Origin of the sequence: Fictibacillus aquaticus (genome assembly GCF_002245695.1) — a bacterium.
Classification (GTDB): Bacteria; Bacillota; Bacilli; order Bacillales; family Fictibacillaceae; genus Fictibacillus; species Fictibacillus aquaticus.
Map to the genome: position 1 here is coordinate 182,346 of NZ_NOII01000011.1, position 24,467 is coordinate 206,812.

At 45.6% G+C, this 24,467-nt stretch carries 21 protein-coding genes; 9 read left to right on the forward strand and 12 right to left on the reverse strand.

Translation table 11 applies throughout. From position 1 onward, the window contains the following. Positions 1-52 precede the first annotated feature (52 nt). Complete coding sequence (gene abc-f / locus CGZ90_RS16515; RefSeq protein WP_094253627.1) at positions 53-1,801, forward strand: ribosomal protection-like ABC-F family protein; 1,749 nt, start codon at positions 53-55, stop codon at positions 1,799-1,801. A 64-nt stretch (positions 1,802-1,865) separates the two neighbouring features. After that, positions 1,866-2,315: a PH domain-containing protein gene (locus tag CGZ90_RS16520; protein WP_094253628.1), complete on the forward strand. Its 450-nt coding sequence runs from the start codon at positions 1,866-1,868 to the stop codon at positions 2,313-2,315. 167 nt (positions 2,316-2,482) lie between these two features. On the opposite strand, the gene CGZ90_RS16525 is transcribed toward CGZ90_RS16520, so the two are convergent. The 5 genes from CGZ90_RS16525 to CGZ90_RS16545 form a co-directional block, all read right to left on the reverse strand. Further along, entirely contained in the window at positions 2,483-3,649 is a 1,167-nt protein-coding gene (locus CGZ90_RS16525) for a toxic anion resistance protein (RefSeq protein ID WP_094253629.1), read from the reverse strand. Next, positions 3,649-4,302 carry a 5-bromo-4-chloroindolyl phosphate hydrolysis family protein gene (locus tag CGZ90_RS16530; RefSeq protein ID WP_094253630.1) on the reverse strand — a complete coding sequence of 218 codons (654 nt, stop codon included), beginning with the start codon at positions 4,300-4,302 and terminating at the stop codon, positions 3,649-3,651. Before CGZ90_RS16530 ends, CGZ90_RS16525 begins: the two co-directional genes overlap by 1 nt. Positions 4,303-5,084: 782 nt before the next feature. Beyond that, entirely contained in the window at positions 5,085-5,453 is a 369-nt protein-coding gene (locus CGZ90_RS16535; protein ID WP_094253631.1) for a hypothetical protein, read from the reverse strand. A gap of 38 nt (positions 5,454-5,491) precedes the next feature. Further along, positions 5,492-6,280 carry a class I SAM-dependent methyltransferase gene (locus CGZ90_RS16540; RefSeq protein ID WP_094253632.1) on the reverse strand — a complete coding sequence of 263 codons (789 nt, stop codon included), beginning with the start codon at positions 6,278-6,280 and terminating at the stop codon, positions 5,492-5,494. A 99-nt stretch (positions 6,281-6,379) separates the two neighbouring features. Further along, on the reverse strand, positions 6,380-8,311 hold the full coding sequence (locus CGZ90_RS16545; protein ID WP_094253633.1) for an acyltransferase family protein: 1,932 nt from the start codon (positions 8,309-8,311) through the stop codon (positions 6,380-6,382). A gap of 199 nt (positions 8,312-8,510) precedes the next feature. On the opposite strand from CGZ90_RS16545, the gene CGZ90_RS16550 reads away from it, so the two are divergent. Next, positions 8,511-8,951: a hotdog fold thioesterase gene (locus tag CGZ90_RS16550; protein ID WP_094253634.1), complete on the forward strand. Its 441-nt coding sequence runs from the start codon at positions 8,511-8,513 to the stop codon at positions 8,949-8,951. Positions 8,952-8,994: 43 nt separating this feature from the next. On the opposite strand, the gene CGZ90_RS16555 is transcribed toward CGZ90_RS16550, so the two are convergent. Beyond that, positions 8,995-9,642, reverse strand: a complete 648-nt coding sequence (locus CGZ90_RS16555; protein WP_094253635.1) for a C40 family peptidase — start codon at positions 9,640-9,642, stop codon at positions 8,995-8,997. A gap of 328 nt (positions 9,643-9,970) precedes the next feature. Between CGZ90_RS16555 and CGZ90_RS16560 the strand changes: the two genes are divergently transcribed. Both CGZ90_RS16560 and CGZ90_RS16565 read left to right on the forward strand, forming a co-directional pair. After that, positions 9,971-10,957: an MBL fold metallo-hydrolase gene (locus CGZ90_RS16560; RefSeq protein WP_379675197.1), complete on the forward strand. Its 987-nt coding sequence runs from the start codon at positions 9,971-9,973 to the stop codon at positions 10,955-10,957. Between the two features lie 272 nt (positions 10,958-11,229). After that, the gene (locus CGZ90_RS16565; RefSeq protein ID WP_338032254.1) at positions 11,230-12,906 is read left to right on the forward strand and encodes a M4 family metallopeptidase; all 1,677 of its coding nucleotides are present in this window, start codon (positions 11,230-11,232) and stop codon (positions 12,904-12,906) included. An 86-nt stretch (positions 12,907-12,992) separates the two neighbouring features. Here the strand turns inward: CGZ90_RS16565 and CGZ90_RS16570 are convergent, their stop codons facing one another. Beyond that, positions 12,993-14,144 carry an acyl-CoA dehydrogenase family protein gene (locus CGZ90_RS16570; RefSeq protein WP_094253637.1) on the reverse strand — a complete coding sequence of 384 codons (1,152 nt, stop codon included), beginning with the start codon at positions 14,142-14,144 and terminating at the stop codon, positions 12,993-12,995. Positions 14,145-14,323: 179 nt separating this feature from the next. Between CGZ90_RS16570 and CGZ90_RS16575 the strand changes: the two genes are divergently transcribed. Continuing rightward, positions 14,324-14,830 carry a GNAT family N-acetyltransferase gene (locus CGZ90_RS16575; RefSeq protein ID WP_094253638.1) on the forward strand — a complete coding sequence of 169 codons (507 nt, stop codon included), beginning with the start codon at positions 14,324-14,326 and terminating at the stop codon, positions 14,828-14,830. Further along, entirely contained in the window at positions 14,821-15,150 is a 330-nt protein-coding gene (locus tag CGZ90_RS16580) for a YnfA family protein (protein WP_205727417.1), read from the forward strand. The genes CGZ90_RS16575 and CGZ90_RS16580 overlap by 10 nt, the downstream gene beginning before the upstream one ends. A 78-nt stretch (positions 15,151-15,228) precedes the next feature. Here CGZ90_RS16580 and CGZ90_RS16585 read toward each other — a convergent pair whose 3' ends face one another. From CGZ90_RS16585 to CGZ90_RS16605, 5 genes are all read right to left on the reverse strand, one after another. Beyond that, complete coding sequence (locus tag CGZ90_RS16585; RefSeq protein ID WP_094253640.1) at positions 15,229-16,611, reverse strand: amino acid permease; 1,383 nt, start codon at positions 16,609-16,611, stop codon at positions 15,229-15,231. Between the two features lie 105 nt (positions 16,612-16,716). Next, on the reverse strand, positions 16,717-18,090 hold the full coding sequence (locus tag CGZ90_RS16590) for an NAD-dependent succinate-semialdehyde dehydrogenase (RefSeq protein WP_094253641.1): 1,374 nt from the start codon (positions 18,088-18,090) through the stop codon (positions 16,717-16,719). Positions 18,091-18,108: 18 nt separating this feature from the next. Continuing rightward, entirely contained in the window at positions 18,109-19,452 is a 1,344-nt protein-coding gene (locus tag CGZ90_RS16595) for an aminotransferase family protein (protein ID WP_094253642.1), read from the reverse strand. Between the two features lie 132 nt (positions 19,453-19,584). Beyond that, positions 19,585-20,985 (reverse strand): sigma-54 interaction domain-containing protein, encoded by a 1,401-nt coding sequence (locus CGZ90_RS16600; RefSeq protein ID WP_094253643.1) that lies wholly within the window; start codon positions 20,983-20,985, stop codon positions 19,585-19,587. A 1,109-nt stretch (positions 20,986-22,094) separates the two neighbouring features. Then, entirely contained in the window at positions 22,095-23,330 is a 1,236-nt protein-coding gene (locus tag CGZ90_RS16605) for a glutathionylspermidine synthase family protein (protein WP_240515461.1), read from the reverse strand. Between the two features lie 56 nt (positions 23,331-23,386). Here CGZ90_RS16605 and CGZ90_RS16610 point away from each other — a divergent pair, with 56 nt between their 5' ends. Together CGZ90_RS16610 and CGZ90_RS16615 are read left to right on the forward strand one after the other, a co-directional pair. Next, positions 23,387-23,836, forward strand: coding sequence for an RNA helicase (locus CGZ90_RS16610; RefSeq protein ID WP_240515462.1), 450 nt, complete (start codon positions 23,387-23,389; stop codon positions 23,834-23,836). 77 nt (positions 23,837-23,913) lie between these two features. Next, entirely contained in the window at positions 23,914-24,438 is a 525-nt protein-coding gene (locus CGZ90_RS16615) for a DinB family protein (protein ID WP_094253645.1), read from the forward strand. Positions 24,439-24,467: the final 29 nt, after the last annotated feature.

Consider the following 24,467-nt stretch of genomic DNA (forward strand, 5'->3'; position numbering starts at 1 on the left):
TATTTTGGCATAAGCAGCTGTAGCCTCTCCGGGCAATCGGGGAGGTTTTTTTATGAGTTTGCCTTTTTTAAGAGTGAAAAATATAAAGAAAAGCTTTGGAAATAAAGTAGTTTTAGGTGATGTGTCTTTTGAACTGAACGAGGGGGCTCGTGCCGGCCTTGTCGGCTTTAATGGTACCGGGAAGACGACACTCGCTGAGATTTTGACAGGTGCACTCGATTTTGAGGCTGGAACCATTGATACGTTCGGCCGTCATTTGAAGATCGGTTATCTTCATCAATCGGTGGATTATACGGTCAATGATTTTACGCAGATGATGAGCAGTGAAGATGTTTACGAACACACGAGCCAGCTTGGACTGCAAAAAGCGAATCACTGGAATCAGGAAAAGCTGCACCATTTAAGCGGCGGGGAAAAATTAAAGCTGGCGCTGGCCAATGTGTGGGCATCGGATCCTGATTTCCTTATTCTTGATGAGCCGACGAACCACTTGGATTTGGATGGTGTGAAATGGCTTGTCGAGCAGCTCGAGGCATTTCGCGGAACAGCGATCATCATTTCTCATGACCGTTATTTCCTGGATCGGACAGTTTCTTGTGTGCTGGAGCTTGAGGCTGGAAAGGTTCAAGTATATGACGGGAATTATACGGCGTACCGTGATGAGAAAAAACGGCAGCACGAGATTCAGCTGCGGCACTATGAATCACAGCAGCGCTATAAGGAAAAAGTCGAGAACCAGATGGCGCAATACAAGGAATGGGCTGCCAAAGGACACCGGGATTCTACTAAACAAGGCGGATCTTCGTCAGAGAGCCGGCAGATGGGCTTAAAGGAGTTTCACCGTGCGAAAGCAAAGAAAACAGAGGCACGTGTAAAATCGAAGCTAAAGCGCCTAACATTGCAGATGAGCAAGACCGGGGTTGAGAAGCCGAAAGATGAAGCGTCTGTGTTTTTTCAATTCCAGAACGGTGAAAAGCGAGGCAAAAGGATTGTTGAGGCGAAAAAGCTCAGCAAGGAATTTGACGGCGTCACACTTTTTCAGGATACTGACTTTTACGTAAAGCATGGCGAGCGTGTTGGCCTGCTTGGGAGGAACGGCTCTGGGAAAACAACGCTGATTCGTATGATGCTTGGTGAGCAGAACGCTTCTTGCGGCGAGCTGTGGCGGAGCCCTACCCTTAAGGTGGCTTATTTGAGCCAGGATGTCGGTGATTTGGATCCAGAGAAAACAACGATCGAGGCACTTGGGCTTGAAAATCGCGATGAGATCCTGCGGGCACGGACGATGCTCGCTAACCTTGGGCTGGATGAGAGTAAGATTCGGCAAAAGGTCAGCAGCTTGAGTCTTGGAGAACGGACACGTGTGAAACTTACAGGTATGCTGCTTAGTGACTATGACATGCTTATTTTAGATGAGCCGACGAACCACCTTGATCTCCCAAGCCGAGAGCAGCTGGAAGAAACACTGAGCCAGTATAATGGTACTCTGCTCGTTGTTTCCCATGATACGTATTTTATGGAGAAGCTGTGTGATAAGCTGCTTGCTATTGAAGATGGTGTGATTCGCCGTCATGAAATGGGGCTTCAGGAATATGAGGAGCGGAAAAATAAGAGTGCTGTTAAAGGTGTTTCTGAGGAGTCTATTGAAGAACAGCTGATGGTGCTTGATACGAAGCTGAACGCGGTGCTTGGGGAGCTTTGTATGATTGAGAAAGATAATCCACGGTTTGTTGAGCTGGATGGGGAGTTCTTGGCTCTGTCGCGGGCTAAGCGGGAGCTTGTAGAGCGAAAGGCGAAGTAAATGAATACTTTTTCAGCTCTGCTTCGTATTATTATTTAATCAACTGATATGGGGGCTTGTTCTAATGACATTCACTGCAGAAAGAGATCGTTTTTTTGTTATCCTAATGTTTGTGACACTTTTTGTGGTGGGATGTTCGTTATTCATCCCCTTATGGTTTGATAAAGAAAATCTGACAGCTGAGAATCTAACTGCAGTAAGTTCATTATATATTTTCACTATGGGTGTTATCCTCTGGGTAAGTTTCTTTTTTAAATATACTCTCCATAATGAATATCTGCTTGTTAAAGGCGGACCGGCAAAAAGCCGGATTTTATACAGCGATATAACAAAGGTGGCACCCGTTGACAATATATACACGGGGTTTCGTATGCATTCATCAAGGAACAGTATTGAAGTCTTTTATAAAACCGGCTGGACGGGAAGCGTGAAAATATCGCCCAAGAACCAGAAGCTGTTTATTGATGAACTTAAGAAGAGATGTCCTAATGCTGTTTTTGATAGCAGGTTGTAGGTTTGTTAGGGGCTAGACCCGTAAAATTTGATTTTGACCCGTAAATTTAATTTTGGACCCGAGAATCTTCACTTTTGACCCGCAAATCCAGATTTAGACCCGCAAACCCCCACACACTCAAAAAAAGAGCCCAGAAGTCTGCCTTCGGGGCTCGTTTTTCAACTTGTTTACTCGCCTTTAATCTCCAGCAGCTTCTGTCTCAATCCAATTTCCATATCCGCAAGCTCATTTTCAGCTAAACGGCGCTTGATTCGGCCTTCTTCCTGAATTTTCAGCGTTTCTTCCAATGTAGAAAGTAAATTAGCCTGGGTTTTCTTTAATGTTTCAATATCGATCAGGCCGCGTTCGTTCTCTTTCGCCGTCTCGATCGTGTTTGTCTTCAGCATCTCAGCATTCTTCAGCAACAATTCATTCGTTGTTTTAGAAACCTGCTTTTGTGCTTCAACCGCTGAACGCTGGCGCATCAGCGTCAGTGCGATCGCCACTTGGTTTTTCCATAACGGGATTGCCGTCATGATCGATGATTGGATTTTTTCAACTAATGCCTGGTTTGTGTTCTGGATTAGACGGATTTGCGGCGCACTCTGAATGGTAATCTCACGGCTCAGCTTCAGATCGTGCAGTCTTTTATCCAATCGGTCAGCGAACTGAACCATGTCGTTTACTTCCTGGAACTTCATTTGGTCTCCTGAAGCCTCAGCCTCTTTACGCAGCGCAGGAATCGTCTTTTGGTTCAGCTCATCTAGCTTCACTTCACCAGCCGCAATGTATACGTTCAGCGCCTGGAAGTACTCTTTGTTATGCTCGTACAACTTTTCCATCATGACGATGTCAGACAGCAGGACGTTCTTGCTTCCGTCGAGCTTTACAGCGATCCGGTCGATCTGTGCGCCAGTCTTTTGATACTTGGACAGCACCTCTTGAACGGAACCGGTTACTTTTCCGAACATGCGGCTTATTAGCCCTGTCTTCTCTGATTTCAGCTCTTCCGGGTTTACTTCCTGCAGCTTTTTCATCAGGTCGCTGATAATTACTCCGATCTCGCCTGCATCCTTCTTTTTCACTTGATCGAGCATCGTGTTTGAGAAAGACAGCAGCTTGGATTGCGCGGGTGCACCGTAAGTGATCATCGCCTGATGGTTTTTGGGGTCAATGCGCTCTGCCAGTTCGAGTGCCTTTGCCCGGTTTTCTTCAGGAATGACATCAATTAGACGGATCGGTTCATTATTGCTTTTTTGGACTTCTTTTTTTTCAGCGCTGTCGCCGAAAGGATCGGACAGAAGATCATTCATTAGATCGCTGTCATCAAATAGAGGCGCTTTGTTTTCGCTCATTATAATCGCCTGCCTTCTTCTGGAATGGATGAATCTTTATTGGATTTGATGGAGTGCTTGGCAACGTCCAGTTCAAATTTTAAATCGCTCATGTCGTCGGAAAGGACATGATATAAATCCTTCTCGATGGTCTCAGTCAATTCCTCTAATGTACGGCTTGTTTCTACAAGTGACTGGCTCATTTCGCGGCTCTTTTTCGGGCTGCTGGACAAAAACACGTATTTTTCAGCAAGTTCAACCGCTGAATCAAGATGGGTGAAATAAAATCGTTCCGCCTTGTAAAACCGCTTTGGCTCTCTTTTTGTGAGATTGTGTATTTTCCGGGCGATGCGCACGAGTTCAATTCTCCGCTTCAATGACCATATGTCCTTGATGGAAAAAAGCGCTTTTTGCAGCCGGAAAATCTTTGGCTTAGCTTCACGCAGGTTTTTCTGGATATAAAGATACTCACTGCGTGTAAGGTGATGCTTTTTCAGAAACTGGTGCTTCATATAAACTGAAGCCCCTGTATAAACAGCTGCACCGCCGCCTGTGGCGATTGCCGATGATAACAAAAAGGTTTGGTCAAAAGCGAAAAAACTGACGAGCCAGACGGTGACCGAACTTGGAACAGCAAGCCCCGTCCGTGCGGCAAATGCCAGAAATCCGTTCATAGCTATCGACTCCTGTCTTCAACTCTTTGATTACTATACGAAAAAAAAACGTTCAGGGTTTCGTCATCATATTAAAAGAGCTTGTTTATTTTACTAGTTTTACCATAACCCATCTGCTGCATAACTTCCATTGACCCGCATATGTAATGTGCTCTAAGACTTCAGGCGTATATTTTATGTAAAAATCCGCTCTTGTAATGGGACATTTATTCATACACCCTGTCCCATCACTGCATAAAATAGAGGGTAATACCAAATGGCATATTTGTATTACACATCGACCGTTTTTAAGGAGTGTCACATATGTCTTGGAATAAGCATAAAAAATGCGAGAGCTCTTGGCACTGCAAGCCTGAAAGTTCTTCTTGCCATTGCAAGCACGAAAGCTCCTGGCACTGGAAGCACGAGAGCTCATCTTGCCATTGCAAGCACGAAAGCTCTTCCCTCCCTTGCTGGTGCAAACACGAAAGTTCTTCAAAGCATGAGAGCTCATGCCACTGCAAACACGAAAGCCCACAATGGAAACCGGAAAGTCCGCAATGGAAGCCCGAAAGCCCGCAATGGAAACCGGAAAGCTCTTGCCATCATAAGCACGAAAGCTCTTCTAGTTCTTCTAGTTCTTCTAGTTCATCAAGTTCTTCCAGCTCATCCAGTTCTTCTGGCGATTGCTGGAACTTCAAGAAAAAGAAGAAAAAGAAAAAGAAGCAGCACGAAAGCTCTAGCTGGTAATCACCGCATGCTGAAATATAAGACCCCTTTTCTTTTGAGAAGGGGTCTTTGGCTTAATCTCCGTTGTAATACTTGCAGCTATAAACAGATCCTGATTCTGTGTAAAGAAGCTCCGAATTGGCTTTCCCAGAAATTTTTGTACCTACCGGAAGTTTAGACGCATACACATCGACGTTTTTATCAAAGCTTCCATTAAAGGTCTGCTGAATTTTATAGTCGTTAAACTCTAGACCGTCCTGCTTCCCTTCTTTCTCATATGTACATATCATTGGACCGCTCACATCAATAATAAAATCCTTCTTGTCTTTTTGCATTTCCTTCGCTGCTGCCAGCGCTTGTTCTTTTCCTTTTTCGTACATCTTATTTAACTGTCTCGCCCCCTGTACTTTAGGATCTAATTCTTCTTTACTGCAGCCGCCCATTAGCAGTGCGCCTCCGACTATAAGAGCATATATGATTTTCATTTTGATACAAACAGGCCGGTCGATTTTGTAATCATGATATAGCCTCCCCCTTCAACCATTTTTTGCTGAAGGAATCGTTCAAACGCGTTTACTTTTTCTCCGATCAGCTTTTCCTTCGCTTCTGTATGCGTAGAGCGCAGATAATCTATAACAGCTCGCAAATCCGTGATTTTCAAGTCACCCGGAAAAGTTTTTAAATCGACGTTGTTAAAATGTGACAAAAGCTGCTTCTCACCGTTTTCGAGACCAAACACCTTGGCATGATCATATGCTGATGCGTAATGGATGGTGTCATCAAACTCCTGCAGCAGCATGCCAAATTCCTTCAAATGAGAAGTGCCTATCGTTGAACTGTAGAAAATGCCTCCGTCCTTTAACACCCGGCGGACTTCACAGATTCCCTTACCGGGGTCCGGTACATGATAGAGCATATGATTAGCGATCACCACGTCAAAGCTGTCCGTCTTATACGGAATGTTTTCAATATTAATCTGCTGAAAATGAAAATTCGGCAAATCCTGAAGGCTGCTCTTGGCATCAGCCAGCATGCCTTCCGAATAATCGGAAAGTGTAATCTCACAGCTGTCTGGCAAGCGATGCTTGTTCTTAACCCAAAATGCTCCGTTTCCGCAGCCAAGTTCCAAAATGCGGCTTCCTGGCTTAAAAGAATATTGATCAAACAGCCACAAGTGCCAGTCTTCTTTATTTGTGCTGTATTTTTGATGAATGTTAATACGTATATCAAGATTTTCCGACGTTTTATATTGGTCTTTTACATTATTCATAGAAATTCCCTCCTGTTTATAAAATTAGATTAATAGAGGATAATTCCTTTTATTGGAACAAAAATAAAACCCAGAACGCATAAGCATCCTGGGTCAGATTTAATTCGTCACTTCTATTAATTCCTTGATAATCAGGTCTGTGAAAGCTTTTGCCCCTGTTTTTGTCAGGTGAACGCCGTCGCCGCCGAAGTATTCAGCGTGCGAGGCACTGGCTCCATACCAATCAACAAGTGTCACATTATCGCGCTCTGCTGCTGTTTCGCTGAGCACTTCGTTAACGACCGTCTGCCATGGCCGCGGAACGCGTACGTTTACGAGGACAACTTCTCTCTTCTCACCGATTAGATCAAGCAGCTCCTCCAACTGCTCTTTGTCAAAGGGACCGTTCGTTCCAAGTTCGATGACAACATAATCGCCGAGCTGGCCCGAGCTTTTTAGCTGCTGAAAAATGCTGTGGGCATCCTCCATCTGCCTGCCGACTTTTCCATCCGCTTTCAGACGCGGAAACTCAACTTCAAGATAAGCAGCGGCCGAAATCATGACTGAGTCGCCGATTACTGTAATCTTCGCATCCTTATTTACCTCTTTTGCCGGCTCAGCAGGCTTTGGAGGTGTTGGAGGCTTTGAAGCAGGCGCTCGCTCTTCAGGTCTGTCTTTATCACGTGACTCTTTAGGAGGAACAGGCTTTACTTCTTCTGGCTCCTTCGGCTTATCTGCCGGCACTTCTTTTTCCTTTATTGGACCAATCAACGGCAATGACACTTCATTGATTGGATTGGACGCTTTTACAATCCGGTCAGAAACCACTCCTAGTGTAGAGATGACACAGAGCATAAGGATAATTCCGCTGACCGTGACAAACTTACTGTAATAGCCGACCTTGCCTTGCCATTCGCCGCGTCTGACCATATGCCACGTTTTTGTGATCGCTCCATGACGGATCGGCATTTCGATAAACGCGTAGGATAACGCTGCAAGCAGAAGGATAAGTGTCAGCTGGAAAGTGATCAGCAAAGGATTAGGCCCTTCAACGTTTACTTTTGGCGTTGTCAGCGCGATGACTGGATAATGCCAAAGATAAATGCCGTATGAACGCAGTCCGAGCCATTTCAGCGGCTGAAGACTGAGCACTTTATTCAATGTGCTGGACGGATGAGCAACGGCTCCGACTAGCAGAGCTGAGGCAACTGATAAGATGACCATCCCGCCTTGGTATAAAAAGTCCTGATACTGATTCGTCTGCCAGATCATAAACAATATGACGAGCAGTGCAGCAGTTCCTGTCAGATCCATTGAAATACGTGCAGAAGCTGGCGCGCTCTGTGACAGCTTTCGGCTCGGCCATATCATAGCGAGAGCTGCTCCTATTAAGAGTGAGAACGCTCGTGTGTCTGTTCCGTAATAGATTCTGCTCGGGTCTGCTCCCGGCTCATACATGGCAGCCATCGCAAGCGCTGATACGATGGCGAGCATCAGTGTATATGAGAATACTAGCTTTTTAGGCAGCTTTAATAAAAGGCCGATAAACAATGGCCATATAATATAAAATTGTTCTTCAACCGCTAATGACCAGAAATGAGTCAGAAGCGATGTAACACCGAAACTTTCAAAGTAAGACAAATCTTGAAACACATAATACCAGTTGCTTATATAAAAAATGGCAGCAAGCGCATCTTCACAAAGCTTAGTAAGCAGTTCCTGTTTGAACAATGTCACCCACGACATGACGACAAGAAGCATCGTAAACATTCCGGGCAGGAGTCTGCGAGCGCGTCTGATCCAAAAGTTTTTTAAGTCAATTTTACCATTATTGTTATATTCCGATATTAATAGGTCTGTAATTAAATAGCCTGAGAGAACGAAAAATACCGTTACTCCGAGAAGTCCGCCGGATGCCCACTGAAAGTTCAGGTGGTAGGCGATGACTGCAAGTACAGCTATGGCTCTTATTCCATCTAGTCCAGTTATGTATCGGGGCTTCTCTGCTGTGTTCTGCAGGCTTTCTTTCTTTATAGCCCTTTTTTGTTTCATAGCTGCATTCCTTTCTTTATTTCATTCTCTTATGTTACCAAAATTTCAAGTGAAAAAGCAGTACCTGAACGACTATTTTTGTCCAGATAATGTCCATTTTTTTATACCCGTTAAAGTGTATGCATAAATCTCCGTAAAGGTATCTTTTTTATTTAATAGAATTAGTAATGTAATAAATAAAATATGCCGGAGGGTTACGATGAATAAAACGGAACTGGAGATTCATGAACAGCATTTAGATGAGATCACGGCAGCGTTTGAAAACGAGCCTTACGCCAAGTTTCTCGGCATGAAACTGGCAGCACTTGGTCCGGGTACAGCAGCTGCTGAAATTGAAGTAAAGGAGCATATGCTTAATTCACACGGCACCGCTCATGGCGCAGTCATTTTTGCTCTTGCCGATTACGCTTTTGCTGCTGCATGCAACTCGTACGGCCGCACATCTGTCGGCCTGAACACGACGGTCAACTTTATGTCACCTGGCAAATGCGGTTCTGTACTGCGTGCCATTGCTGTAGAAGAGAAACGGAACTACCGCACAGCGTGGTACAAAATCCGTGTCGAAAGCGACGGGGAGCTCGTAGCCTCCATGGAAGCGTTATGCTACCGCAAGGATCAATATTTTGTTGAGCAAAAATAGGGAAAGGAGCTGGCACTGGGCGCCAGCCCCTTTTTTAGTTTAATTATCGGTATCGTTTTGCACCTTCGTATTTGGGAGCCCAGTATGAGCTATCCATATCTGCAGTCGTAACACCATTTGATGAACCGCTGTGCATGAACTTACCATTTCCAATGTACACTCCAGCATGGCTAGGTCCGCCGCCATCAATATCATAATATACGATATCCCCGACTGCCGGTGAGCTCACACTCGTTCCCGTGCCATACATTTCTTTCACTGTACGCGGCAGATCAATACCAGCCGCTTCGTCAAAAATGTAGTTTAGGTAACCGCTGCAGTCAAAGCCATCTGGGTCTTCCCCTCCCCATTCATAAGGAGTTCCTTCGTATTTCTTGGCTGTCTCAACCATTGCAGGCTTGCTGAAAACTCCAAGAGCTTTGTATGTTGAATTCCCTGTCTCTCCATCTGCTGTCAGCCCATGGTCACGCTGAAATTTCTTAACCGCGTCTGTTGTGTATGTGCCATAATATGTTGTCGTGTCACCGCTGTATGTAAAGTAGCCTTTTTGTTTTAAAATCTTCTGTAAATCCTCAACCTCTGCGTGCTGCATCTCCGGCTTCAGCTTCTGATCTCCAAGAGCCGCATGTCCTACCTCTGGTCTCATCGCTAAAAACCCTGCTATAACTAATCCTGCTGTTACCTTCTTCAAACAATCCTCTCCTCTGCTCTCTAAGATTCACCCGCTCATTCTATCAAGACAACATGACAGAAAAGTTACAGCAGGATAACAATTAATAAAGCGGGAAAAGATGGGGGTACGGTACCATTTCCTTCTACCTAGGTGATATCACCGGATGCGCTGAAATGGTACCGTACCCCCAAAAAAGTGTATGATATTCTCAAATACGTGTAAGAAAGAGGAAATGAATATGATAGTGGCATTGGCTGCAGCTGCCTTGATCGTACTGGCGGTTGTTCTGTTTTTTCGTTTTTTCCCGGCTTTTGGCTCCCGCACTTCTGGTGAGAAGCTGAAGGTGATGCAAAACCTGCCGAATTTTAATGGCAAGGTGTTTGAGAATCAGATTACAACGAACATGGACATGAACGCTTCTTCTATATTTTCTATGCTGAGAGATTATATGAAAGGCAATCCGCACAGGACGCCATCGAGCATGGTTCCTGTTGTTCCGTTTCAATTTGGACAGCCTCTAGGGGCCGAACAAGCTCGCGTAACTTGGATCGGACATTCAGCCTTTATATTAGAAATCGAAGGCAAGACTCTGCTTGTAGACCCAATGTTCGGCAGCGCCCCTACTCCTTTTCCGTGGTTTGGAAATAAGCGTTTCAGCAAAACACTGCCGTTTGACATCGACAGTATACCTGAGGTGGATGCCATTATTTTTTCACATGACCATTACGACCACCTGGACTATGACTCCTTTAAAAAGCTGAAAAATAAAGCACGCCGTATTTTCGTACCGCTCGGTGTGAGCGGCCATCTAGAACGGTGGGGGGCTGATCCGTCAAAGATCAGCGAGCATTACTGGTACGATGAAATTGAGTTTGAAGGACTTAAGCTAGTCTGCGCACCTGCACGCCATTTCTCTGGACGCAGTCTTACTGACCGCAATTCAACACTATGGTGCTCGTGGTCGTTTATCGGCCGTTACAATAAAGTCTTTTACAGCGGTGACAGCGGATATGGCCCTCATTTTAAAGAGATCGGCGAAAAGTACGGTCCCTTCGACCTGACCCTGATGGAATGCGGACAATACGATGAACGCTGGGCGGCCATTCATATGCTGCCGGAGGAAACGGTTCAGGCTCATATTGATGTTAAAGGACGCACATTAATTCCAGTGCACTGGGCAGCTTTTACCCTGTCTTTTCATGACTGGAATGATCCTGCGGAACGCGCTCATAAAGAAGCGAAAAAACACGGCGTCTCTATCACGCTCCCAAGAATAGGAGAAAGCGTGACGGTTAGAGATGAGGTCTTCCCTGTTGAAAAATGGTGGCATTAAAAAACGGACTAAAGCATCCCCTTCAATGACGATGGGATGCTTTTTCATTTCATTAACCAAGCTTTAAGAAGACTCCCAGTGCCAAAAGTCACTTTCTCTTCCCCTTATATAGGTCCTTTAAAGGATGGTGTTTTCCATAATATAGTATTTATTACGCATCTTTTGTAATTAACTGTATTTTCAATTAACTTTACCTTTGCTATCCTTTACAATCTTTGTAAGTTAGGCAGATACATAGTTTAGCGAGTTTATTAAAAGAATGGAGTGATATTGTGGAAAAGAAGAAATTTGTTATCCCGATGGTGCTGACCGCTTCTTTACTCGCCTCCCCGTTTGCTGGAACACCAGCTTATGGCTTACAGCCTCAAGACCAAGGCACTGTACAGCTTCAAAAAAATGCTTCTGCATCAAAAATCGATCACCGTTCTGTCTTTGCAAAAACGGTGACAGGCAAAAAAAACGACAGTACCGATGCTGTGCTTTTTGTTGAACAGCAAAAGGACAAGCTTTCACTCATCAATCCCGAAAAGAACCTGAAAGTAAAGAAAAAAGAAACCGATGAGCTCGGCATGACTCATGTTAAACTGCAGCAGACCAAAAACGGCATTCCAGTCGAAAACTCCGAGCTGATCGTTCATTATGACAAAGAAGGCGCTGTACAGACCATCAACGGCTACTACAATAACGAGCTGGCTGCAAAAGAAATCGACACAGCACCTGTTGTTTCAGCTGGTAAGGCTCTTGATGCCGCCAAAAGATCAGTATCCGCACCAGAAATATTTGAGTATGAGCCAAAAACAGATCTCGTTATCTATCAAGATCAGCTGGCTTACAAGGTAAACCTTAATTTCTTAGGCGAGCTGCCAGGCAACTGGTTCGTCTTTATAAACGCCAAAACAGGAGAAATCGTAGATCAGTATAACGGTCTGATGCACGCTGATGAGTACAAAGCATCCAAGGGCTCCGGCATCGGCGTTAAGGGTGATCATCGTGTTCTGAATATCGCTCATAAAAACGATAAGGATACAAAAGGCGGGACAGAGTTTTACTTGTACGACAAATCTCATGAAAATACAGAAGGGCTGCTGACCTATGACTTTAAGAACCAGTGGCGATCGAGTACAGTAAGACTTCCCGGCGAGTTGTTTAAATCCAATGACGCTTCGTTTAAAAGCGATTATGAAAGAGCCGGTGTGGATGCCCACTATAACTCTAAAAAAGTATACGATTATTACATGAATGAGCATGGCCGTAATTCTATTGACGGAAAAGGAATGGCCATCATTTCTACTGTTCATTATGGCGAAAACTATAACAATGCCTTCTGGAACGGACAGCAGATGACTTACGGAGATGGTGACGGCAAGTTTATGATCTCGCTTTCTGCAGGACTGGACGTCGCTGCGCATGAAATGACTCACGGTGTTACGACCAACACCTCCAACCTGCAATACCGATTTGAGTCAGGGGCACTTAATGAAGCGTTCTCCGATATCTTTGGCGCATTGATTGACGATAATGACTGGGAGGTTGGAGAAGATATCATGGGAGCTGATGCTGTAGCGACAGGCCGAGATGCACTTCGCTCTCTGAGCAATCCGCGGCGATTCCCAGTCAATGCTGCTTATACGCCGTATGGGGACGGTAACGGAAAATACCCTCAGCATATGGATGAGTTCTATCATCTGCCATTAAACCTCGATAACGGAGGAGTGCACATTAACTCTTCTATTATCAACCATGCTGCTTACTTGACTGGCATTGAAATCGGCAGAGAAAAGCTCGGTAAAATCTATTACCGTGCACTGACAGTTTACTTAACGCCGACTTCTACATTCAGCGACGCACGTAAAGCCTTGCTGCAATCCGCAGCTGACCTTTACGGCGCAGAAAGTGCAGAATATAAATCGACCGAAGCCGGCTTGAACGGCGTCGGCATTATAGAATAAAAGACGAGGTTGGGGGTACGGTACCTTTTTCCATAAACAGCGGTGTGATGCATGCTGTATGGAAAAGGTACCGTACCCCCCTCTTTTTATTTAACCATCTTATTTTCAAGCGCCGACTTGGCAAATAGGGTCACAACCGAGTCGTCCATAGGCGGATTATGCAGCCCAGCCCGCACATCGCGGTAAAAGCGCTGCAGCGGGTTTGCTTTTTGCAAACTCCTCGCACCGGCAACCCTCATAGCTTTATCGACAATCGACAAAGCCGCATTTGTTACACAGTACTTTACAGCTCCCATATCCTTCAGTAATTCTGGATTCTCTGAGATCTGCCATTTTTCCGCGACTGAATACAAAAAGTGGCGCGCCTGTGCAAGCTCTATATCCATCTCTCCGATCAAGCGCTGAACGTTTGGCAAGTCACCGATCGGTCCTGGAAGACTGTTAGGCGAATACGTCTTCGCAAACTCTACTGCTTCGTTCCTCGCTGCCGCAGCAATCCCAATATAAGTAGCAGGTATATGCAGCAGCCAGCCTGAGCTTTTCGTGCGGCCTTCTGAATACTCTACAAGATCTTCTTCTTTTACCTCGACTTGATCCAGTACGAGGTCATGGCTGCCCGTTCCCTGCATCGCAATCATGTTCCATGTTTCATCGATTGAAACTCCCGGCAACTCTCTTTCTACATAAAACCATGCTACTTTTTCTTCCTCCTCAATCCAGGCACTTACGAGAAAGATATCCAGTACAGGCGCAAGAGTCGTAAACGTTTTGCGGCCGTTCAGCACCCATCCGCTGTCTTTTCGGACTGCCGTCGTCTGCGGCCTTCCTCCTCTAGTAGGACTGCCTGTCTGCGGCTCCGTTCCGGCACGATTGACGAGCGCTCCTGCGGCTACTTTTTCAAAAAACGATTTAAGCTTTTCCTCGCTCCAATTTTTTCTTTCGACAATTTCGAGTACCACTCCTACATGCCAGCCAATGGACAGTGAAGTCGCTCCGCAATAACGCGCAATGGTTTCCTGCCCGAGCAAATAGTCCATCAAAGTGCCGCCAAGACCTCCATACTCTTTAGGCAGCGTCAGCTTCGTGTAGCCGAAATCTTTCAATTCTTTTATATTCTCGAAAGGAAATCCGTTCGATTCATCCAGCTCGGCTGCCCTGTCGGCAAAATGCTTCACTGCTACGTCCAGCTTTTTAATATATGCTTTTTGTTTATCACATGTAAAAAAAGACAAGTGCATCATCCCCTTAAACCGATTATCCTATTATTAAACCATCATACCCTATAAGTCATCTCAGTCAGTCTTATAGATTGGCTGCAAACTTGCTTTTGAAGCGAGAACTGACTTCTTCTATTTATAAAATACGGCAGGTGCCCGTCATTTGCTAAAATGATGCTCACCGCAGACGGAGGCTATACATGGAATACATAGTTCGGGAAGCAAAAAGAGACGATGCTCAGCAAATCATCGAATTTTACAATAAAGTTGGCGGAGAAAGTGATTTTCTTTCTTTTGGCTCGGACGAGTTTCAACGGGATCACATAGAATATGGCGATTACTTGGAGAACACGCGCAATGAAGAGAACTCTTTGATTCTCCTGGCTCTGGATGGCGATGACATTATCAGCATTGCCACGATCAATTCGAGCCAAAAAGTGAGGACAAAGCATGTTGGAACGCTTGGTATTGTAGTATCAAAAGAACATCATGGAAAAGGCATCGGCAAAAAGCTCATGAATGACTTGATCAAATGGGCTTCTGGGAATGGAATCACGAAAAAGATCACACTAGTTACGCGAGAGGATAACGAGCTTGCCATCGCCCTTTACAAACAGCTAGGCTTTGAAATAGAAGGTGTATTAAAGCGAGATACATATATTCATGGTGTTTATTACAACACACTCGTTATGGGGTTATTCCTATGATGACCATTTTGTTATTCGTGCTCGCTGGACTCGCTGAAATCGGAGGCGGCTACTTGATCTGGCTTTGGCTTAGGGAAGGAAAACCTTCATTTTACGGCCTGTTAGGCGGGCTGATTCTTGCAAGCTATGGAATCATCGCCACCATGCAGTCATTCCCTTCTTTCGGCCGTGTGTATGCAGCTTACGGCGGAGTCTTTATCGTTCTTTCTCTTTTATGGAGCTGGGGCGTTGACCGGAAAATGCCGGATACGTATGACTGGATCGGTGCCGGCATCTGCCTGATCGGCGTCTGCGTGATGCTGTTTGCTCCAAGACATTAATAATGGGGGTCCGGTACTCTTTCCCATCAGCATGCATTGCTGTGCTGATTATAGGAAAGAGTACCGGACCCCCGATGTTTAGCTTATTTTCTTAACCGCTGAGGCCGTGCTTTTTTTCTTCTTCAACAGGAAGTACGAGGTAATCACACCTGCAGCAATTAATAGAGTCAGGAACAGCTGCGATCGCATAGCATCAATGAATGCCATAGATACGAGAATAGCCACGATGCTCACAATTGTCACGTACGACAAACCAGGGAACAGCCACATTTTCATCTCCAGCTCCTCACCGTTCGCCTCTCTCTTTTTACGGATCACGATGTGAGAAACAGCAATCGCCAAGTATACGATGAGCGCGATAGCACCTGACGCGTTGACAAGAAACAGGAACATCTTGTCCGGCGAAACAAAGTTAAAAATGGCACAGATGTAAGCTACGACTGTTCCGATCCAAACTGCACGAGTTGGAACACCCTGCTTGTTCAATTTTAAGAAAGCGCTCGGTGCATCTCCACGCTGTGCGAGTGAAAAGATCATTCGTGAGTTCGTATATAGAGCCGAGTTTAAGCAAGAAAGAACGGACGTCAAAACAACTAGATTCATAATAAACGCTGCACTCGGAATACCTACCATATCAAGCATTGTTACATACGGACTCTTAAGAGCAGTAGTTGAGTTCCACGGAAGCAAGGTTACTAGGATCGCAACTGACCCGATATAGAAAATTAAGATACGCCACACGACGCTGCGAATGGCAATCTTGATCGTTTTCTTCGGATCCTCCGACTCGCCTGCAGCTATAGCCGCGATCTCTGCACCAAAGTAAGCAAAGATAACAGTAGCTACCCCTAGGAAAATCGAGCCCATACCATTCGGAGAAAACCCGCCCTTGCCAAACAGGTTTGATGTACCTGGCGACTCTACTCCTGGAAAAATATCAAAAATAATTGAGAGTCCCAATCCCATAAAGATAGAGATCGCTACTATTTTAATAAGTGCAAACCAATATTCAAACTCGCCAAAGGATTTAACAGAAAAGATATTTGTAAGCGTTAACAAAAATGTAAGAATAAGACTCCAAGCCCAGATTGGAACCGACGGCATCCATTCATGTGCAATAGCTCCACCTGCAACGGCTTCAATCGCGATGACGATAACCCAGAAAAACCAGTACAGCCAGCCGATCGTATAGCCTGCCCACTGTCCGATTCCTTCACGAGCGTATGTCGCAAACGATCCGCTGTCTGGATTGTGTGCAGCCATTTCACCGAGCATCCGCATAAGAAATACGACGAGTATTCCTGCAAATGCATACGATAACACTGCACTCGGTCCGGTTGTATTGATGACGGAACCTGCTCCAACAAACAGTCCTGCCCCAATTATGCCTCCAAGAGAAATCATCGTAATATGCCTTGTTTTAAGCTGTTTCTGCAGACCTTCATTGTTCTTTACTGCCATTCGTGTTCGCCTCCCTGTTGAGTTTGTGGTTTGGGGGTACGGTACGCTTTCCCGAAAACAGCGCAGCAGCGCTTGCAGACGGGAAAGGGTACCGTACCCCCTCTTTTATAGTCCGATCGAGATGTATTGAATCTCGAGATACTCCTCGATGCCGAAGTGGCTGCCTTCACGGCCGAGACCGCTCTGTTTCATGCCGCCAAACGGTGCCTGTGCAACGGAAGGAAGTGCATCGTTCAAGCCCACAATGCCGTATTCCAGCTGCTCAGTAACCGTGAACGCCTGGCTCAAATTTTCCGTATACACATAAGCTGCCAATCCATACGGTGTATTGTTTGCGCGTTCAATCACTTCATCCACTGTCTTGAACGTGGCAATCGGTGCAAGCGGTCCGAACGTTTCCTCGTTCATGCAGAGCATATCGTCACTCGCTCCTGAGATGACTGCAGGCTGCACGAAATATCCTGTGCTCCCTGCCGCTGCATCTCCGCCGCACACGAGCTTTCCGCCTTTTGAAACGGCGTCATCAATATGTCTTTGTACTTTTTCAACCGCAGCATCATCAATGAGCGGGCCAATATCCATGCCTTCTTCCAGGCCGTTACCAACCTTTAGCCGGGAGACAGCTTCAACAAACGCCTGTGTGAACGGTTCTGCGATGCTTTCATGAACATACACACGGTTCGTGCACACACACGTCTGTCCTGCATTGCGGTATTTTGAAGCAAGCAGCCCCTCTGCCGCTTTTTTCACATCTGCATCTGCCATAACGATGAACGGCGCATGACCGCCAAGCTCAAGTGAGATTTTTTTCACCGTATCTGCCGCTTTCCTCATAAGCAGCTTCCCGACCTCCGTCGATCCGGTAAAAGAAACCTTGCGTACGCGCGTGTCCTGCATCCAAACATCTGCGATCTCTGCGGCTTCTCCTGTCACCACTTGAAGCACGCCCTCCGGAATCCCAGCATCACGTGCCAGCTCAGCAAGCCGGATGGCCGTAAGCGGCGTCTGTTCCGCCGGCTTCACCACTGCGGTACAGCCCGCAGCAAGAGCAGGCGCCACTTTTCTTGTTATCATCGCCGCTGGAAAGTTCCACGGAGTGATCGCAGCGATCACTCCAACAGGCTGCTTATGAACGAGAAGCCTTTTGTTCGGGTGCGAAGCCGGAATCGTCTGGCCGTAAATCCGCTTCCCTTCCTCTGCATACCAGGAAATAAAGCTGTTCGCGTATGCGATCTCCCCAGCTGCTTCCTTCAGCGGCTTTCCTTGCTCTTCTGTCATCAGCCGCGCTAATTCTTCTGTCTTCTGTTCGATAAGCTGATGCCATTTCATGAGCAGTGCACTGCGTTCCTGCGCTGTCTTTTTCGACCACGTCTTAAATGCGGCATAAGCGCGGTCTACCGCAGCAGCCGCTTCCTTGCTTCCACCGTTGGGAACAGTGGCGACTACTTCTTTTGTTGCCGGGTTTAATACCTCAATCATGGCTTCTCTCTCCTTTATTTACTGAGCGGCAGCTACCGGAATCCCGGTCTCTACTGCTTCGATCGCATCGTTTAAAATGCTGATCAGCTCATTGATTTCTTCCTGGTTGATAATAAGCGGCGGCGCAAAAACAAGTGTGTCCTGTCCGTCAAACACAACCGAACGGCAGATGAGCCCGCGTCTTGCTGCTTCGCCTACAATCTTTGGCGCTAGCGGCTCTGCAAAGCGCTCGTTCGTTTCTTTGTTTTTCACGATTTCAACCGCACCCATAAGCCCCAGCGCACGTACATTTCCGACAATACCGCGCTCTGATTGAATTCTTTGGAAACCTTTCAGCAGCTCCTCACCCATCACCCTTGCGTTTTGAATAAGATTTTCACGCTCAAGAATTTCAAGGTTTTTCAAAGCGACTGCACAAGCCATCGGATGTCCGCTGTACGTGTAGCCGTGCAGCAGCGTTCCTTCTGAAAGCTGGATAAAGTCCTTGTGCATCTTTTCTGAGATCATCACGCCGCCTAGCTGTGCATACCCGCTTGTCACCCCTTTAGCGAAGCACATCATGTCAGGCGCCACGCCATAGTGATCCATGCCAAAATAAGTACCCGTTCTGCCGAATCCAGTGATTACTTCGTCAGTAATGAACAAGATTCCGTATTCATCGCAAATGCTTCTGATTTCTGCAAAAAAGCCTTCCGGTGCGATATGCAGACCGCCTGCCCCTTGAACCGGTTCGGCGATAAACGCGGCTACCGTTTCAGGTCCTTCTTTTTCAATTGTTTGGCGCAGCGCTTCTCGCGAGAAGTGATCCACATAGCAGAAGTCAGGCGCATTTGAATTCGTAAAATCGCGGAACGGTTTTAGTCCTGTCGCGCTTGTTGCTCCCATCGCAACACCGTGATAAGACTTAGACCGCGAAATAATCTTTTTGCGTTCTGGCTGTCCTTTTAAAATCCAATAATGACGCGCCAGCTTATAAGCCGTGTCGTTAGATTCTGATCCGCCAGAAGTGAAGAATGTCGCAGAAAGATCTCCAGGTGCGATCTCAGCTAATTTTGCTGCGAGCCTAATCGCCGGTTCGTTGCTGTATGTCGCGAAGCATGAGCTGTAACCTAGCGTCTTCATTTGTTCATAAGCCGTCTGCGCGATCTCTTCACGTCCGTGTCCGATGTTCACGTTCCATAGAGAAGAAAGACCGTCAATCGCGGATCTCCCTTTCATGTCATATAGCCGCACACCTTTTCCTTCTGTAAAAATAAAATCCGGCCCAGTTGCCTGCTGCTGTTTAATTGAAGTTGTCGGATGCAAAAAGTGTTTCTGATCCAAACCTGTCAGCTGCTCGTATTTATTTTCCACCGTAACCACCCTTTGTTCGTCATTTATGAAGCTCCGCCAAATAAATATGCAATTTTCGTGCCAACTGAAAATTCAGTTTACTGTGCATATAGCAATTCAATAATGAATCATTATTCTTGATTCCGAATCAATAATGAATGATTAAATCATTTTTGAATTAATTCCGTATTTTTTTAGCCTCCGTACAACTGTCGGCTGGCTCATCCCTAGGTATTCAGCCATTTCATAGGTTGATCGACATTCACGAAAAGCACGGATCAGCCAGCTTTTTTCAACGATTTCTAATGATTCTTGTAAGGTTGCTCCACTTTGCGGAAGTTCTTCCGGCAGCTGGCTGCTGAATTTTTCATTCTGTGATAGAGGAAGGTGGCCGCTTGTAATCAAGCTGTTTTCGAGCGTTACGACAAGCCGTTCTACAAGATTCTCGAGTTCCCGTACGTTTCCTGGCCAGCTGTAATTTAAGAAAGTCTCTACAGCAGATGCGTGAAAGGTCTTACCGCTCCCATACTTTTCATTAAACTTCTCCAAGAAAAAGTTCATCAGCTGAAGGATGTCTTCCTTCCGTTCCCGCAGCGGCGGAATCGCGATCGGCACAACATTCAAGCGGTAATACAAATCATCACGGAATGCCCCTTGCTTCACCATGGACTCTAGGTTTCGGTTGGTAGCCGCCACAAGTCTAAAGTCAACCGAACGGCTTTTGCTTCCGCCCATACGTGTCACTTTCTTTTCCTGCAGCACTTTTAATAGCTTGACTTGTATGGACAACGGCAGTTCGCCGACCTCATCAAGAAAAAGGGTTCCCTTGTCTGCCAGCTCGACCAGCCCCGTCTTCCCCTTGCTGCTCGCTCCTGTAAATGCACCAGGCTCGTATCCAAACATTTCAGATTCGAAAAGTGCGTGCGGAATTGCTCCGCAGTTCACTTCAATAAGCGGTGCATTTTTGCGGCTGCTGCCATAGTGCAGTGCTCTGGCAAACACCGTTTTTCCTGTTCCAGACTCTCCCTCCAGCACAACCGACGCATCACTGTTAGCAACACGGTTCACCAGCTCCCAGACGTTCTGCATCTTCTTGCTTTTTATTACGATACCGTCTGCCGTTATATTTTGATCACGAAGCTGCTGCATCTCGGACTCATACCGCCTCATCTTCTCCTGCAGCTTTTCGTACTGCGCCTTCAGCTCTTCTATCTCTGTCATATCATGAGAAAAGCTGATCACACGGATTATGTTGTTCTCATTATCAAAAAGCGGAAATCCCTGCGTCATGATGACTTTCCCGGTACCCGTCTCCTGCATGAAACGGACAGGAGCCTTGGTCTGGATCACCCTCAGCGTGACAGAAGGATTGAAAATCTTTTCCATCTCCAAATCTTGAACAGACCGGCCGACTAGCTTTTCAGACGATATGCCATACATCTCCTGACTGTTCTTTACTGCACGAAGAATGATTCCATCGCCATCCGCGATGATGATATTCTCACTCGATGCGTTGATAATTCCTTCAATTTCAAGCTCCAGCAGTTCCAGAGGGCTTAGCAACTACAACACCACTTTCTAACTTATATAAATATTTCGAATAATTATAACATAAGGCTGTTTTAGTGAACTATTTTGTAGTTAAAGAAATCGGAGAAGGGTTGATTTCCGTTTCAGGTGCACGCTTTCCGCGGGGCAGGCGGTGAGCCACTCGCCGCTACGCGCCATTGAGTGTCTCACCTGACCGCTTGTCCCGCTGGAGTCGGCACCTTCCACTCCAATCAACTTTTCAATGATGAATTCAAGAAGATCAAGCGAAAGAATCAGCCAAAAAATTAACTATTCTTCATGGACTAGGTCTTGGAGTTTTTAGAGACAAAGCTGTTGTACTTTCTTACAAAAAACCTTTCAAAAGAAGAAATCTTCTAGAAAGCACTACAATATTAGTAAGCAAAGGGTACCGTACCCCCATTATGTAAACGAACAAAATAAGGGCGTCGATTCTATGTGTATTGTACATAGCCGACGCCCTATTTTGATTCTTCCATATTCACTTATACGTTCTTTCCTTTCTTACTGTTACACATGCACTTGCATTTAATTAACTGACAAGCATTTAATCATTTGCTTGCATTTTTACAGTTTATTGTCCTTTTTTTCAGTCCCCGCATACACACATGCTGCGAAAATAGTTTTCACCGGCTATTTCCATCTGCAACACGATCAATAGTATGCTTCGCTCACCAGCGTCATTGGAATCATCTCCCTTATATTGATAAGTTAAATGATCTTACACGCGTGGTCCCCGCATATCCACACATCTCGTAACCGGTTTTCACAGACCGTTTACTAGCTGGATGTGATTATAATATGCTTCGCTTGCCTATTTCACTGGAATCACGCCTTCCTTTTTAAGAATGGGTGTTTCTTTGTTTCGTTAAGGATATATTAACTCAAAGTAAATATTATTAAAATATTCAGAATTATTAATTTATAGTCATTTCAGGTGATTTTTAAAGGATTATCTCTATCAATCTATCTTTTTCCCACAATTTCTTTCTATTTCTTGTTATTTCAACATTTTAAATAATAAGGGGTACGGTACCATTCCCTATAAACCGCGCAGCGATGCGGTCTGAGAGGAATAGTACCGTACCCCGCAAGCAAAAAAATTATTTTCCTGCCGGCAAAAAATAAGAAAGATTATCGGTAATGCGGCTGCCAACTCTGAATCCGAAGGCGCTCGCACTGCCGTTAATAACAAATATCCCTGTCATGATATGACCTTCTTTTTCTCCGTTTTCGGTCATAAAATGTGTTTTTGGCAGCTGGGCATATTTTTGATACACATAAAGATATTCTTTATAGCTTTTATTTTTATCCTCATCCACCAGCGTACCTGTTCCGTCGAAGATCTCCACCGTATCTCCTTCGCGACCGAAAACTGGCTTCTTAACATAACTCTCTCCTTTTGCAATAAACACATCTGGCTCTAAGTACGTCGGCAAGAAACACTGCTTTATCCAATCATGCTCTTCATCTGTAAAAAAAGGCGACTTTTCCTCATGCAGTCCCCAAATGACAGCCATGACCGCTTTGCTTTGCAAAAGAAACGCAGACGGCGGGTTCACAACCGCAAGCTTCTTTTCTATAACAAGCTCCATTAGCTGCAGTCCAACGTCCTCTCCGCTTTCGGGATCCACATCCTTAATCAGCGACTCCACCGGGAACGTCTGCCTGTACAGCACGTCAATCTTGCGTCCTTCCCCATCAAACAGGCCTTCACCTGAAATTATCTGCAACTCTTTTAGCGGAACATACTTTGACGGTACACCCGCAAGTTCTTTTAAATATAAGACTGTATTGCGGTCTTCCTCATTATCCTCATGCGATGTGAATACAATGTAAGGCGCATGTGATGTGCCCAGGCTGCGGTATGCATTCAGCACAGCGGAGCGCACCGCTTTTTTCAGCTGAGCTTCTTCTCCATCGTTTGGATTCTGCAATCCAAACTCAGCGCACATTTTTCCTGTCACAGAAAAACATTCATAAATAAATGTCGGTGTGTCGCTGTTAAACTCCATTACTTTTGGAGTACCGTCTAATTCAACCGCATCAAGCCTGCCGATTACGGTTTTCGGCAGCATACTCCTATGCCGGATATAGCTGAGCGTTTCTGGCGGAAACCCGAGCTGCAGCAGTGTATCATCTTCTACTAAATCCGAAGACAGCAGCTCATGCGTCTTGAAAAAGATTTTGCCGGCTCGATCTGCAAACTTACGCAATCTGTCCGCAAATTCGTCTGTAACACGGTGTACACCATACAGCGAATATTCCTGGCCATACATATCGGCCCAATAATTTGGCATATTTTGAAAAAATGCAGTCCGCTTCGTTTTATAATCCACAATTCTTCCTCCGCACTGGTATGATAGATTTAGTATACCTCAGGGAGGGCAAGACATTGAAGCTAACGTATTACATACAGCGCGGTGACAATTACGAAGGATTTTTAACTTACTCCGTTCCAGAAAATTTGAACGAAGATGAAGTGTACGCAAGACAGCTCTGCGAGTACTTTGTTGTAAAAGGAAAGGAATACAAGCTGCTCTCTAACGAAATGGCAGGTAAAGAAGAGGTTCTCGTCGTAGAAGAAAAAGGAGATGCTCGACGTTTCAGCGATGAAAAAAATTATAAAGGGCAAGGAGTCCATATTGAGTTCCGTGAGTACCGTGAATCGGGCGATATGCGGCTGATCCGCGCGATGCCGCTGGCTACACATTGGGAGGTCATCCGCTACCTGTTAAAAGATGTGATCGACATTCCTGAAATCGGGCAATTTTTGCGTGATTCTACTGAGATTGATGAAGACCGCGGGGTTTATGTCATTTATCTTGGGAAGATGGTGCTTTAAAGGTTTATGACTGGCTTGCGGGTCGGTGGTTTCTGCACGCTGACCAGCGAACCGCACATCAGAAAGGAGCTCTTCATATGAATTTTAACCTTAATGAGGCAGTTGAGGTTCTAGAACGCACGCCACAGACGCTTGAGTACTTCCTTTCCGGCCTCTCAAAGTGCTGGCTGCAATCAAACGAAGGCGAGGGTACGTGGAACGCTGTTGAAGTAATCGATCATTTAATAGAATGTGAGAAAACGAACTTTCTGCCGCGGATCGAATCCATCTTGGAGGAAGGCGGTCCTAAGCCATTTCCATCATTTGACCGCTTTGCTCACTTGAATCAAGAATCAGAGGCTTCTCTTGCACAGAGACTTGCTGAATTTAAAAGCTTGCGAGCATCCAATCTAGATAAGCTTCAACTCCTCATCAATCCACAAATCCATCTTGAACAAACAGGATTGCACCCTGAATTTGGCGAAGTAAAACTGCGGGAACTGCTCTCGACATGGGTCGCTCACGATTTAACCCATATATCGCAGATTACTAGAGTAATGGCGGAAAGATACCGGTCAGATGTCGGTCCATGGAGTGCGTATTTGAGTATTTTAAGGAAATAACATTCAGTTTGAGGCAAAGGGGTGCTTTT